The organism is Caulobacter sp. LjRoot300 (assembly GCF_964253875.1).
In the GTDB taxonomy this organism is placed as follows: Bacteria; Pseudomonadota; Alphaproteobacteria; order Caulobacterales; family Caulobacteraceae; genus Caulobacter.
The window spans coordinates 170050-182532 of the sequence record NZ_CAXUSA020000006.1; the positions used below are offsets into that span (position 1 = coordinate 170050).

General features: G+C 69.6%; 12 protein-coding genes. 3 read left to right on the forward strand and 9 right to left on the reverse strand.

Features of this window, described 5'->3' with window-relative positions; genetic code table 11:
• Positions 1–59: 59 nt before the first annotated feature.
• Positions 60–746, reverse strand: a complete 687-nt coding sequence (locus ACSQ2G_RS20475; RefSeq protein WP_436034031.1) for a GNAT family N-acetyltransferase — start codon at positions 744–746, stop codon at positions 60–62.
• Positions 743–1369 carry a TetR/AcrR family transcriptional regulator gene (locus tag ACSQ2G_RS20480; protein WP_436034033.1) on the reverse strand — a complete coding sequence of 209 codons (627 nt, stop codon included), beginning with the start codon at positions 1367–1369 and terminating at the stop codon, positions 743–745. Before ACSQ2G_RS20480 ends, ACSQ2G_RS20475 begins: the two co-directional genes overlap by 4 nt.
• Before the next feature lie 69 nt (positions 1370–1438).
• Between ACSQ2G_RS20480 and ACSQ2G_RS20485 the strand changes: the two genes are divergently transcribed.
• Positions 1439–2716 carry an MFS transporter gene (locus ACSQ2G_RS20485; protein ID WP_436034035.1) on the forward strand — a complete coding sequence of 426 codons (1278 nt, stop codon included), beginning with the start codon at positions 1439–1441 and terminating at the stop codon, positions 2714–2716.
• A gap of 138 nt (positions 2717–2854) precedes the next feature.
• On the opposite strand, the gene ACSQ2G_RS20490 is transcribed toward ACSQ2G_RS20485, so the two are convergent.
• Positions 2855–3064, reverse strand: coding sequence for a DUF3126 family protein (locus tag ACSQ2G_RS20490; RefSeq protein WP_028041048.1), 210 nt, complete (start codon positions 3062–3064; stop codon positions 2855–2857).
• Between the two features lie 51 nt (positions 3065–3115).
• Positions 3116–4075, reverse strand: coding sequence for a LysR substrate-binding domain-containing protein (locus ACSQ2G_RS20495; protein WP_436034037.1), 960 nt, complete (start codon positions 4073–4075; stop codon positions 3116–3118).
• A gap of 71 nt (positions 4076–4146) precedes the next feature.
• Between ACSQ2G_RS20495 and ACSQ2G_RS20500 the strand changes: the two genes are divergently transcribed.
• The gene (locus ACSQ2G_RS20500; RefSeq protein WP_436034039.1) at positions 4147–4284 is read left to right on the forward strand and encodes a hypothetical protein; all 138 of its coding nucleotides are present in this window, start codon (positions 4147–4149) and stop codon (positions 4282–4284) included.
• A gap of 47 nt (positions 4285–4331) precedes the next feature.
• Here ACSQ2G_RS20500 and ACSQ2G_RS20505 read toward each other — a convergent pair whose 3' ends face one another.
• The 4 genes from ACSQ2G_RS20505 to hfaA form a co-directional block, all read right to left on the reverse strand.
• Positions 4332–7247 carry a M16 family metallopeptidase gene (locus tag ACSQ2G_RS20505; RefSeq protein WP_436034040.1) on the reverse strand — a complete coding sequence of 972 codons (2916 nt, stop codon included), beginning with the start codon at positions 7245–7247 and terminating at the stop codon, positions 4332–4334.
• A gap of 1022 nt (positions 7248–8269) precedes the next feature.
• Entirely contained in the window at positions 8270–9460 is a 1191-nt protein-coding gene (hfaD, locus tag ACSQ2G_RS20510) for a holdfast anchor protein HfaD (RefSeq protein WP_436034042.1), read from the reverse strand.
• Complete coding sequence (gene hfaB / locus ACSQ2G_RS20515) at positions 9426–10439, reverse strand: holdfast anchoring protein HfaB (protein ID WP_310082206.1); 1014 nt, start codon at positions 10437–10439, stop codon at positions 9426–9428. Before hfaB ends, hfaD begins: the two co-directional genes overlap by 35 nt.
• Positions 10429–10905, reverse strand: a complete 477-nt coding sequence (gene hfaA / locus ACSQ2G_RS20520) for a holdfast anchoring protein HfaA (protein ID WP_310082205.1) — start codon at positions 10903–10905, stop codon at positions 10429–10431. Before hfaA ends, hfaB begins: the two co-directional genes overlap by 11 nt.
• A 236-nt stretch (positions 10906–11141) precedes the next feature.
• On the opposite strand from hfaA, the gene ACSQ2G_RS20525 reads away from it, so the two are divergent.
• A complete protein-coding gene (locus ACSQ2G_RS20525) occupies positions 11142–11573 on the forward strand; it encodes a CBS domain-containing protein (RefSeq protein ID WP_057183188.1) in 432 nt (143 codons plus the stop codon).
• Positions 11574–11645: 72 nt separating this feature from the next.
• On the opposite strand, the gene ACSQ2G_RS20530 is transcribed toward ACSQ2G_RS20525, so the two are convergent.
• Positions 11646–12086 (reverse strand): RrF2 family transcriptional regulator, encoded by a 441-nt coding sequence (locus ACSQ2G_RS20530; protein WP_436034044.1) that lies wholly within the window; start codon positions 12084–12086, stop codon positions 11646–11648.
• Between the last annotated feature and the right edge of the window lie 397 nt (positions 12087–12483).

The following is a 12483-nucleotide window of genomic DNA, read 5'->3' on the forward strand; positions in this document are numbered from 1 at the left end:
GCTGTTGACCCGCGGGAGGTCGCGCACCTTGACCCCTCTCTCTAAGAGAGAGGGGTCTTTTAAGCCGCCGTCAGCATCGTCAGCACCTGCTCGCAGCGGAACCGGAACCCCAGCGCCTCGTACAGGGCGATGGCTCCGGCGTTGTCGGCGTAGCTGTGCAGGAACGGGGTCTCGCCGCGCGCGACGATCTTGTGGGCGACGTGCAGCATCAGCCCGGCCGCATAGCCTTTGCCGCGATGGTCGGGGTGGGCGCAGACGCCGCTGACCTCGGTGAAGCCTTCGGGCCGCAGGCGCTCGCCGGCCATGGCCACCAGTTGGCCATCGACCTTCACCCCGACGAAATCGCCCAGTTCGTGGGTGCGCGAGAAGAACGGTCCCGGCGCGGTCAGGGCGGCCAGGGCCACCATCTGCGGCGAGTCGGCGTCGCTCAGGGGCTGGATCTCGAAATCCACGGGCTTGGGCTGGGCCAGGGTCTGGGCGACCATTTGGTTGAGCACCGCGCGCTTGGTGACCTGGGTCCCCGGGACCGGCGGGAGATCGAACCGCTCCACCACCCCGACCTCGCCGGGATGGGCCCGGACCAGCCGGCCCAGGGCGGCCAGGCTTTCAGGCGCGTGGTCGGCTGTCGCGGCGAAGATGCCGAAGTCGGGGTGGACGCGAAACGCGCCGCCGTCGACCAGGGCCACATGCGCCTGGCGGGTGGTGAACGCGTTCCAGATCACGCGGTCTAGCGGGTGGTCGTTCATCCTTGATCCCCCGGGCAATAGGCCCCGATCAGCGCCTTGACCGCGCCGACCACGGCCAGGGCCGGCTTGTCGTCGCCGTCGAACATCTGGCTGGAGGTGAACACCCCCTCGACCAGCAGCATCATCGCGTCGCCCAGGGCGGCGGGGTCGGACGCGCCCATCTGCGCGGCCTTGGCCCGCAGGCGGGCGCGCAGGTCCTGCTTGTGGACCTGGGCCACCGCCCGGCCGGCGTTGTCGCGGTCGGGATATTCGACCACGGCGTTGCTGAGCGCGCAGCCGCGATAGTCCGCCCCGCCCGACCGCGCCGCCAAGCCCCCGAAATAGGCGACCATCTGGGCCCTGGGATCGTCGGGAAAGGCGGCCTCGGCGGCCGCGAACCGGTCCCAGAACCCGGTCTCGACCTCGCGCAGCACGGCGGCCACCAGCTCGTCCTTGGACTTGAAGCTGCGGTAGAGGCTGGGCTTGGTGACGCCCGCCCGGCTGACGATCTCGTCCACCCCCACCGCCCGGATGCCCTCGCGATAGAACAGCTCCCGCGCGGTCTCGAAGATCCGCTCGGCGGCGCGAGGACCGGCGCCGTAGGGCAGGTGGTGTTCGGGAGTTTTTTCGTCGTTCTCGGCCATGGCGCTTGACGATGTTACTTACCGGTACGTATGCAGGGCGACAAGCCCCGTACCGATCGGTTACATCGCATGCAGATCCCCAAGGTTTTTGGCCGTCGCACCCTGGGAAACCGCTACGCCTTTGTCGTGGCGGCCGTAACCTTTCTAGCGCTCTTGTCGGCCGCTGGCCTCCGCGCCGCGCCGGGGGTGCTGATCCTGCCGCTGGAAAAGGCCTTCCACTGGGACCGGGGTACGATCTCGCTGGCCGCCGGGGTGGGCATCTTCCTCTACGGCCTGACCGGGCCGTTCGCGGCGGCGCTGATGCAGTCGTTCGGCGTGCGCCGCACGATCAGCCTGGCCCTGCTGCTGATGGCGGTCTCGACCGGGCTGTCGGCCTTCATGACCCAGAGTTGGCAGTACGTGGCCACCTGGGGCGTGATGGCGGGCGTCGGCAGCGGGGCGGTGGCCATGGTGCTGGGCGCCACCATCGTCAATCGCTGGTTCGTCCAGCGGCGCGGCCTGATGCTGGGCCTGCTGACGGCGGCCACGGCGACCGGCTCGCTGGTCTTCCTGCCGGCCATGGCCTGGATCGCCGACCACGGCGGCTGGCGGCCGGTGGTGCTGACCGTGGCCGCCGTCGCCGCGATCATGGCCCCGATCTGCTGGCTGCTGATCCCCGAAAGCCCCGACGCCATCGGCCAGCGCCCGTTCGGCGCGCCCGACGACTGGACCCCGCCGCCCAAGGGCTCGGCCTCCAACGCCCTGGCCAGCGCGTTCGGCGCCCTGCACCGGGCCAGCAAGACCCGCACCTTCTGGCTGCTGTTCGGCGGCTTCTTCATCTGCGGCCTGACCACCAACGGCCTGATCGGCGTGCACATGATCGCCTTCTGCGGCGACCGCGGCCTGCCCGAGGTCAAGGCCGCCGGCCTGCTGGCGCTGATGGGGCTGTTCGACCTGTTCGGCACCACGGCCTCGGGCTGGCTGACCGACCGCTACGACCCGCGCAAGCTGCTGTTCATGTACTACGCCCTGCGCGGGCTCTCGCTGATCTACCTGCCGTTCTCGGACTTCTCGATCATGAGCCTGTCGGTGTTCGCCGTGTTCTACGGGCTGGATTGGATCGCCACCGTGCCGCCGACCGTGCGCCTGGCGACCGAGGCGTTCGGCGACCGTGACGGGCCCGTCGTGTTCGGCTGGATCGGGGCGGGCCACCAGCTGGGCGCGGCGACGGCGGCGATCGGCGCGGGCGTGATCCGCGCGCAGCAGGGGCAGTACCTGCAGGCGTTCGTCATCGCCGGCCTCGCGGGCCTGCTGGCGGCGGGGGCGTCGCTGATGGTGCGGCGGTCTTTGGTGGTGGGGGCGGTGTAAACTTGCCCCCACCTGGCGGCTTCGCCGCCTGTCCGCCCCCATAGGGGGCGGAGCCTTTTGCGCGGCGTCGGCCACTAGGCTCTTCCCCCTGTGGGGGAAGACGGCCGAAGGCCAGTAGGGGGCAAGTCGGAAGCCGAACTACCCTTCCAGATCCTCAGCCAGGATCGCCATCTCGAACATGAACGAGCCGTCCTCGTCCTCGTCCTGGAAGACGACGCCGATGAACTCGCCCTTCACCTCGACCTCGGCGGAGTCCTTCTGCTTGGGGCGGGCCTTGAGGGCGATGTGCGGGTTGCCGAAGGTGCGCTTCAGATGGCCTTCGAGCTTGGCGATGGTGGCGGCGTCCATGACGGCTCCTGATATCGATGGGGCGCGCGGGGCGCGGGGGATCGGCGGAAACTAGAGGGCTGGACGCGAAAGTGTAAGGGGTTTTGCGGCGCCGGGCTCGACCATCTGTTGAGAACCGGGCGGGGCCGGGGTCGCCGCGCCCTGGGCGACCAGCCAGTCGCGGAACCGCCGGGCCGCCCGGCTGGCCCGGCCCCGGGGCGTCAGGGCGCAGACCTGGGCCTGGCCCGGGACCAGGCCCAGCGGCGCGACCAGGCGACCGGCGGCCAGGTCGTTCTCCACGAAGGCGAACGGGCTCAGCGCCACGCCCAGCCCGGCCGCGGCGGCCTCCAGCATGTAGAAATAGTGGTCGAACTGCCGGTTCACGGTCGCCGGCGGCAGGACCAGGCCCGCCGCGGCCTCCCACTCGGCCCAGCTTTCCAGGAAGGTGCGGGTGTGCAGCCGGGGCAGCTTGGCGAGACTCTCCAGGTCGTGGACCTGGGCGGCCAGGCCGGGCGAGGTCACCGGGCCGACGGCGTGCTTGAGGAAGGGGGCGACGTCGGCGTCGGGGGAGGGCGGAGCGCCCGGCAGGCGCATGCGGATGGCCAGGTCGACGCCGTCGGCGCGGAAGTCGAACGGTCCGTTGGACTCCACGATCCGCGCCTGGATCTCGGGATGGGCGGCCACGAAGCCGGGCAGGCGGGGGATCAGCCACTTCATGGCGAAGGTCGGCAGGCACGAGACCACCAGCGTCCCGTCGCCAGCCCCGACGGGCTGGGGCAGGGCGGCCTCGATCTGGTCCAGCGCCTGGGTCAGGGCCCGGGCCAGGGTCAGGCCGGTCTCGGTCAGGGCCAGGCGGTTGCGCGGCCCCTCGGTCAGGGTGACGCCGAGGTGGTCCTCCAGCTGGCGGATCTGGCGGCTGATCGCCCCGTGGGTGACGCACAGCTCGTCGGCGGCCAGGGTCATCCGCCCGCGCCGGCCGAACGCCTCGAAGGCGCGCAGGGCGTTGAGCGGCGGAAGCGAGCGGGCGGCCATGTGACGAAACCTCACAGATGTCCGCTGATAAGTCGTTATTCGCGGCGGGGCAACCGGGGGATAGAGAGGCCATGCGCCCTCCCGCCCTCGCCACACCCCTGCAATGGCTGGCCGTTCTGGCGATCTGGAGCCTGGTCGCCTACGGGCTGCTGGCGCCGGCCAGGCCGGAAGCCCGTCGCGATCAGGCCCACCTGATCGCCTGCCGATAGCCCCATGCACCGCTCATCCCGGCATTCGCCGGGATGAGCGGTCAATATTATTTCTCCGGCTTGACGATCATCGTCCACGACTTGTCGTCGCCCAGGAAGGCCTTGGCGGCGTTCTGGACGTCGGCGACCGTCACGCGCTGCAGGCCGGCCAGCACCGAGCGGGTGGCGGTCAGCAGGCGCGGATCGGTCTGGGCGCCCGACAGCGCCCCCAGCCAGTATTCGTTGGTCTCGCGGGCCTTCTCGATCTGGTCGATGCGCGGCTTCTTGGCCCGCTCCAGCTCGTCGGCGGTGACCGGCTTGTCGCGCAGGTCGGCGGCGATCTGGCGGATGGAGGCGATCACCCCGTCGATCTTGTCGGGCGGGGTCTCGACGCTGACCGCCAGGTAGCCCCAGCCGGTGAAGGCCACGCTGGCCGAGGCCGAGGCCGACGGCGAATAGGTCGCCCCCTGCTTCTCGCGCAGCTCGTCGGTCAGCCGCAGCTGCATCACTTGGGCCAGGACCTGGGTGTTGCGGGCCCGCTGCAGGTCGCTGAACAGGTCGTCGGTCTTCCAGGCCATGAACAGCTGGCCCTGGTCGGCCCGGCCCTTGTGGGTGCGCACGATCGGCGTGCGCGACGGGGCGGGGAAGGGCGCCTTCTCGGCCCCGGCCGGGGCGGGGACGTCGGCCCGGGCCGGCAGGGCGCCGAAGGTCTGGGCCACCGCCGCAACGGCCTTGTCGACCGTGATGTCGCCGACGATCACCACCTCGATGGAGTCGGCGGCCAGCGGGCCGGACACCGCGCTCTTCAACTGCTCCAGCGACGCGCCAGCTATCTGCTGGCGGCTGGGGAAGGTCCAGCGGCCGTCGCCGCCGTGCAGCAGCCCGCCCAGGTCGCGGCTCATCACCCCGCCGGGCGTGCTCTCCAACTGGTCGTGGATCGCGCCGTAATAGGTCTTGATGCGGTTGAAGGCCTCGGGCCGCCAGCCGCCCTCGACGGCGTAGGCCGCCAGCACCTGCAGCTCGGTGTCCAGGTCTTCGGGACGGGTGCGGCCCGACAGGCTGAAGGCGTCGTCCTCGACCCCCAGGCCGGCGTTCCACACCTTGCCGTTCAGCACCCGTTCCATGTCCTGGGTGCTGATCTGCTTGAGCCCGCCCTCGATATAGGCCGAACCGGCCCACAGCGGGCTCTGGCTGGCGGGCGGCAGGTCCAGCAGGCCGTGGCCGACCCGGGCCTTCACCAGGATCTGGTCGTCGCGGAACTTGGTCGGCTTGACCGTCAGCCGCACGCCGTTGGCGAAGCGCACGAAGACGGTGTCCAGGTCCGCGACCTCGGTCTGCGAGGCCACCGCGCCCTTCGGCCCGAAGGTCGCATAGGGCCAGGCGGTGACGCCCGGCGCGGCCGGGGCGGCCACCGCGACCTTGGCCGAGGCGGCGTAGGCGTCGGTGACGGCCTTCTCCGCGCCGTCGATCGCGGTCGGGGTCGGGATGACGATCAGCGGACCGGAACCGGCGAACTGCGCCTTGAGCAGGGCCGAGACCTTGTCGGCGGTCAGGCCTTTCGTGGCCTCGTCGAACACCGCCAGGTTCTGGGAGGGACTGGTGACCACCTCGCGGTCGTCCAGCGTGCCGACGATGGCCCCGGCCAGGGCCGTGGTGCGCTGGGTGGCCTCGCCGGCCGCGGCGGCCACGAAGCCGGCGCGCATGCCGGCGATCTCGCGGTCCAGCTCGTCCTGGCGCACGCCGTACTGGACGATGCGGCGCTGTTCCTGCTCGAGAGCCGTCAGGGCCTCGTTCCAGTGGCCCGGCTGGACGGTGGCGGCCAGGGTGGTGATGTCGGCGGCGTGCTCCTGGTCGTTCTGCATGGCCACGCCGACGATGAACGGCGGGGCCTCCGAACGCGTCAGCACCTGCAGCCGCCGGTTCAGCACCGCGAAGCCCAAGGCCTTGACCAGCTCTTCCTTGTCCTTGGCGCGGGTTTCCAGCTCCAGGTCGGGCGGCAGGACCCAAGCCATCTGGACCGAGGTCTGGGCGCCGGGCTCGACCAGCACCTTGGCGGTCAGGCCGCGCTTGGCCACCGGGCCCAGGTCCGGCTTCGCGCCGGGTCGGCCCTGGCCCTTCCAGTCGCCGAACCTGGCCTTGATCTTGGCCTCCATGGCGTCGACGTCGAAGTCGCCCACGGCCACGACCACGGCGTTCTCGGGCCGATACCAGGCCTGGTAGAAGTCGCGGATGCGCTGGGCCGGGGCGGTCCTGAGGATCTCGGTCTTGCCGATCGGCAGGCGCTGCGGCGGCCGCTGGCCCTGCAGCTGGAAGCCGAAGGTGTTGACGAACACCCGATAGCCGGGGCTGTCGCGGGTGCGCTCCTCCGACAGCACCACGCCGCGCTCGCGGTCGACGGCGTCGGGGGCGATGGTCAGCTCGCCGGCCGCCTCGCGCAGCAGCATCAGCGAGGTGTCGACCGTGTCGTCGTCGGTCTTGGGCAGGTCCAGCTGGTAGGTGGTTTCGCTGAAGCCGGTCTGGGCGTTGGTGTCGGCGCCGAACGACAGGCCGTGGCGCTCGAGGATCTTGATCATGTCGCCTTCGGGCACGTTCTTGCTGCCATTGAACGCCATGTGCTCGAGGAAGTGGGCCAGGCCCTGCTGCTCGTCGGTCTCGTCCAGCGAGCCGGCGTCGAACCACAGGCGCAGGGCGGCCTGGCCGGGCGGGGTGGCGTTCTTCTGGATCGCGTAGCGCAGGCCGTTGGGCAGCACGCCGAACCGCACCCGCGGATCGGGCGCGACGTCCGACACCGCCTGCGGCCACTGGCCGGGCTTGACCAGGTCGATGGTCGGCGCGCCCGACGTTCCTGCCGGTGTGACGAGGGCCTTGGTCGACGGCGCGGCGGCCTGGTCGTTTCCGCCGGACTTGTGGTGGGACAGGGTCGCGCAGGCGGAGAGGCTGAGCCCGGCCGAGAGAACGAGCGCCAGGCGCGAAACGCGGATCATGTGCGACCTTGAAGTAGAGCGTTGAAGGTCGCGCACCTTGGCCAAAGCGCGTGGCGCAAGCAAGGCGTCGGTGGGGCGGAACAGCCAGGCTTCGGTGTCTGGCTTGCAAGGCCGGGCGCGGCGCGTCCTTGGAACCGGGGACGCGCTCTCACGGCAGGGCGCCGGCCGGTTTGCAGGGCGCTGGCCGTGAGTGCGTGTCCCCAACGGACCCGCTGAGTCCGGTGCTGAAGTCCCATGACGCCGTGGATGCGGTTGGGGACATGCACTCACCCTGAGGCGGTGGATCGATCCGCGAGGCCTTGCCATGAGTGCACGTCCCCGGCTTATGCTCGGCGTTCAGCGAACAAAATCTCAGGATTTCAACGCCCTGAACTTTTTCGACCCGATTTGGTCCTCCCCCTTCCAGACCGCCCGTATCCTGACCTCACCTCGTCGCAGGGAAAGGGCGCATGGCCAGCGACCGATGCGGCGGCGGGGGGCGATCGAGCGGGAAGCTCCGTCGGCGGTCCTTTGGGACCAAACCTCGCGTCTCCAGTGCCGGCCGGGCATGGAACACTAAAACGGCGTGGCGCGAGGGCTGGCAGAGCAACAGGCGGGCGGTGACGCGCTCGCGGTCCGGGACCGGGGTTCGTTGACCTGGCCCGCCCGTCGGAGGCTTCAAGGCGGCGAGGTCCTAACAGGGCTCAGCGCCGCGGGCTTCCGGATAACGACCGCGCGGAGCGATCGGGCTTCGTCGAAAACGGTATTCATTTTCAATCTCCGGACGGTGTCCGGCGCTCCGCGTCCCTTTCCATACCTTCAGCGGCGAGCCGCGTGAGGCGGCCAAGCCGTGCATCCAAGATCCTCCCCCTGTGGGGGAGGTGTCGGCGCAGCCGACGGAGGGGGGAGTGATCGGCCGATGGCCCGTTCTACGATCTTCGACCCCAAAACGCCCCCCACCGATCGCTGCGCGATCGCCTCCCCCACGGGGGAGGGGCTGGATGAGCCGGTCCGTAGGGGGCAGGGGCGTGAGCCGTGAGGCCCTAGTTGGTCACCGAGAACGTCGCGTTGTTGCCGGTGGCGGTCGAGACCCCCACGACCGCGCGGCCGGAGTTGCGGACGTTGACGGTCGAGCGGGCGCTGACGTCGACATTGTTGGACTGGCTGTTGGTGGCGCTCATCGTGCCGCTGCACAGGTTGCAGGCGTAGCCGCTGACCGCGTTGCCGATCGCCGTGGCGCTGGCCCCGGCGTCGTAGCCGGTGTTGCCCTCGAAGCTGGCGATCACCTCGACCCCGCCGCCGTCGTTGACCTGGACGTTGTCGAGCACCAGGCCCGGGCCGTTGGCGTTGCTGGCCATGGCCGAGTTGCCGACGCCATAGGCCGTGGCCTGGGCGCCGCCGAACTCGTAGGAGGTCGCCTCGGCCTGGGCCCGCACATAGGCGGTGTTGTACTGGTGGCTGGCCACGTCCAGCAGCGTGCCCTCGTTGGCGGCGTTCAGATTGTTGCCCGAGGCGGTGGCGGCCGTGGTGGTCAGATAGCTGTTGCCGTAGGCCGTGAACTTGGTCGCCGTGACATTGGCCGCGCCGTTGTTCTGGTCGGTGATCACCCGGGCGGCCGACTGGTTGGCGCCGGTCAGGTCGATATTGTTGCCCGCCGCCGTGCCGGCCACGACCGCGGTTCCGGCCACGTAGTTCAGGATCGCCCCGCCGTCGGCGGCGACGTCGGCCTGATTGTTCTGGCTGACCCGCGCGCCCATCGAACCGTTGACCAGCAGCAGGCCCTGGCTGTTGCCGGCCGCCTGGCTGGTCTCGACCACGTCGCCGGCCTGGGCGGTCTCGCCCTCGATCTGGCTGCGGGCGGTGACCGCGCCGGTGTTGGTCTGGACCATGAAGCCGCTCAGCGTGCCATAGGCCGCCGTCGCCGTGCCGCTGTTGCCCACCGCCGTGGTGGCGATGTTGCTGGACTCGCCCATGGAGCCTGAGACATTGACCACGCCGTGCGCCGTGACCGCGCCCTGGTTGACCTGGTTGGAGGTCAGGCCGGCGTCGGCCCCGACCACCGTCGCGCCGAAGGTGTTGGCCCCGGCCGTGGTGGTGGCGGTGACGCCCTCGTCGGCGGTGACGACGTTCAGCGTCTGGTCGGCGAACAGGTTACCGAGGTTCAGCTGGTCGTTCGAGCCCTGGACGGGGACGGTCTGGCTAGTAGCGGCCCCGACGGCCAGCATCGCCCACATTGGAATCGCTGCGATCGTTCCAGCGAGACGGGTCTTCGCGGGTCTGCGCATTGTTGGTTCCCAGGTTGTTGTAGGCGGGCACGAAGGCCCCGGTCGCGCCGACGGTGTTGGCGGCGTAGGGGTCGTACTGCATGCAGCTTTGCGGCCCCGGCATGCCGTAGAGGTTGGCGCTCATCTCGATGGTCGCCCGCTCGATCAGCGAGCGCACCGCCAGCTGCATCGGCTCCAGCGCGCCGCGGCCCGCCGAGATGTCGAAGATGTTGCCGTTCAGGAAGTCGAAGACGCCGGCGCTGATCTCGCGGCCGACCACCTGCTTCTGGTAGGAGATCACATCGACCACCTCCAGCGTGCGGGTGTTGATCAGCCGCAGGTCCAGGGCGATGTTCATGATGAAAACCCGGCGGCGGAAGTTGCCCTTCAGCCCGTCGGTGTCCTTGTCGCCGACATAGGCGTCCACGCCCGCCGAGCGGATGTTGTAGTTCAGCTCGGTGATGCCGCCGGCCACGTAGAAGTCCGAGCCCGGCACCTGGCCCGCCAGGATGCGGCGGTACTCGGCCGGCACGTCGGCGCCCGGCTTGGGGTTGTCGGAGATCAGCTTGTTGTTGGCGTATTTCAGCTCGTACTCCGACACCGAGGTGTCGAAGCGCTCGACCATCGGCATGCCGGCCTTGGCGAAGGCGGTCATGGCCAGCAGCGAGGCGCCCTGGGTGACCTTGCGGCCAGACCCGTCGGACTCCTCCTTGCCGGTGTAGTCGGCGATGCGGCCGATGGCGACGCGCGGCGCCACCACGTGGTTGGCGCGGGCGTACTGCGCCAGACAGACCAGGCCCGCCGTGTAGGGCGTGGGGTTGGCCGTCACCGGCGCCCCGCCGATCGGAGTGGCGTAGTTGCCATCCATCATCGGCTTGGGGACGCCGCCGCAGGCGCTGAGCACGGCGCAGGCGCCGGCCAGCAGAAGGTTGAGGCGCTTACTGGCCATTTCCCGATTTCCCGACGTTCGTTCCGGCGCTGATATTGCCGTTGTTGATCTGGTTGGAGTTGACGATCACCGTGTTGTTGTTGCCTTGGGTGACGACCGTCAGGTTGTTGCCGATCGCCGTGGAGCTGCCCCAGCCCCCCATCGCGCCGACGCCCGAATAGCTGTCCAGCGATCCCGACGACCGGCTGGAGGAATAGACGCTCTGGTCGGCGCCGGTCAGCATGACGCCGTCGACGATGACCCGGTTGCCGTTGGCGTCGCGGGTCGAATATTCGACCACGTGGTTCTCCGAACCGGCCACGCGGCCGTAGCCGGCGTTGAACGCGGCGGAATTTGCGTCCAGGCTCTGGGCCCGGACCGGGCTGGCCAGCACCAGGCCGGTCGCGGCCGCGGTCAGGGCCAGAACGGCCGCGCTGATCGTCAGCAGGCGACCGGCGCCCGGCAGTTTCTTCTCACTCGCAGCCATCAGGAACCTCGTGAACGCCGACGTGTCCGACCGCTAGCAACCCCCGTGCCAATATCGGACAGCGTTGGGTTTAACTCCGAAGGTCTCGCGATTTGGTTAAGTTCGTCGGCGAGGGGGCGACTTTGGCGCGCACGAGAATAATGCGGCTTCTTCGCGCCCTGGGCGATCCAGCCCATTGATAAGGGGGCCGCTTTGCGAGACCCTGCTTGGAAATAAGTCTCAGGGAGGATTAAGCGTTGCTGGTTTCTCAGATCCTGAAGGACAAGGGCGATCTGGTCTTCACCGCCTCGCCCAACGAGACGGTCGGCGCGGCCGCGGCCCTTCTGCACACCCGGCGCGTGGGGGCCATGGTCGTGCTCGAGGAGGACGAGACGATCGCCGGCATCCTGTCCGAACGCGACATCGTGCGGGTGATCGCCAAGGAGGGGGCCGCGGCCCTGTCCAAGCCGATCTCCGGTTGCATGACCCGCGACGTGGTGTTCGCCCAGCCAGAGGAGACGGTCGACGCCCTGCTCGAGCGAATGACCGACCGCCGGATCCGCCACCTGCCGGTCTGCAAGGGCAAGCGCCTGGCCGGCATCATCTCGATCGGCGACCTGGTGAAGTACAAGATCCGCGAGACCCAGGCCGAGGCCGACGGGCTGAAGGCCTATATCGCGGCCGGCTGAAGCGGCGCTTTCGGGGCGGCCGGCGGCGGTCGCCCGTCCACTCTATATAGGGCGCCTATATAAGAGTGTGGTTCACGACCCGGGTTCGGCCAGCAGTTCGGCCCCCGAGCCGGCCACGGCGTCGGCCAGGCTGTAGCCCTCCAGGACCGCCGCCGTGGCGTCGCGGGCCCGCAGCAGGGCCTCGCGCAGGGCGCAGGTCGCCAGGTCGCGGCAATCCTCGCAGCGGCGGAAGGCCGTGCGGCTGACGCAGGGGGTCAGGGCCAGGGGGCCGTCGACCAGGCGGATGATCTCGGCGAAGCTGATCGCGGCGGACTCGCGCCCCAGCAGATAGCCGCCGAACTTGCCGCGGCGGCTGGTGACCAGGCCCCGGCGCGACAGTGTAAGAAGTATGGCCTCCAGGAACTTGCGCGGCGCATCGGCGCGGACCGCCAGCTCGCCGGCGGTGACCTGTCCGTTCTCTCGGGCCAGTTCGATCATGGCGCGCAGGGCGTAACGCGCTTTCTGGGACAACATGGACGCGGGGCCTCCTCTTGTAGAGGTCTATGGAGGCAGGGGAGGGGATGGCGCAAGCGTCGTCGCCCGCGGCGGGTGAAGAGAGACGGCCCCAGGCGACGCCAAACCATTCACAGATCCGCGCACAGGCAAAGCGATGGGTGCGGTTGATCGCGTCGCTTTTGCGGTTGCGACTCTCGGAGGGGCTGGCTAAACACCGCCCTCGCTTCGGGGCTGACGCCCGCCGGACGAATTCGAGGCCTTCGGGTCTTGCATTTGGCAGGGCGGATCGCTAGTTTCCGCGGCTCCAATCGACTCGGTGACGAATTTGCGAAGATCCTGTCTTCAAGGGCTTCGTCGCCGCGCTTTTGTCCTTCGAAGCGGCTTCGGCCAGCTCATCGACGAAAGTGAAAAGGTC

Coding starts and splice junctions, on each gene's coding strand:
- ACSQ2G_RS20490 (WP_028041048.1), bottom strand. CDS start 3,064: ATGGACGCCGCCACCATCGCCAAGCTCGAAGGCCATCTGAAGCGCACC.
- ACSQ2G_RS20505 (WP_436034040.1), bottom strand. CDS start 7,247: ATGATCCGCGTTTCGCGCCTGGCGCTCGTTCTCTCGGCCGGGCTCAGC.
- ACSQ2G_RS20530 (WP_436034044.1), bottom strand. CDS start 12,086: ATGTTGTCCCAGAAAGCGCGTTACGCCCTGCGCGCCATGATCGAACTG.
- ACSQ2G_RS20480 (WP_436034033.1), bottom strand. CDS start 1,369: ATGGCCGAGAACGACGAAAAAACTCCCGAACACCACCTGCCCTACGGC.
- ACSQ2G_RS20495 (WP_436034037.1), bottom strand. CDS start 4,075: ATGGCCGCCCGCTCGCTTCCGCCGCTCAACGCCCTGCGCGCCTTCGAG.
- hfaD (WP_436034042.1), bottom strand. CDS start 9,460: ATGTGGGCGATGCTGGCCGTCGGGGCCGCTACTAGCCAGACCGTCCCC.
- ACSQ2G_RS20485 (WP_436034035.1), top strand. CDS start 1,439: ATGCAGATCCCCAAGGTTTTTGGCCGTCGCACCCTGGGAAACCGCTAC.
- hfaB (WP_310082206.1), bottom strand. CDS start 10,439: ATGGCCAGTAAGCGCCTCAACCTTCTGCTGGCCGGCGCCTGCGCCGTG.
- hfaA (WP_310082205.1), bottom strand. CDS start 10,905: ATGGCTGCGAGTGAGAAGAAACTGCCGGGCGCCGGTCGCCTGCTGACG.
- ACSQ2G_RS20500 (WP_436034039.1), top strand. CDS start 4,147: ATGCGCCCTCCCGCCCTCGCCACACCCCTGCAATGGCTGGCCGTTCTG.
- ACSQ2G_RS20475 (WP_436034031.1), bottom strand. CDS start 746: ATGAACGACCACCCGCTAGACCGCGTGATCTGGAACGCGTTCACCACC.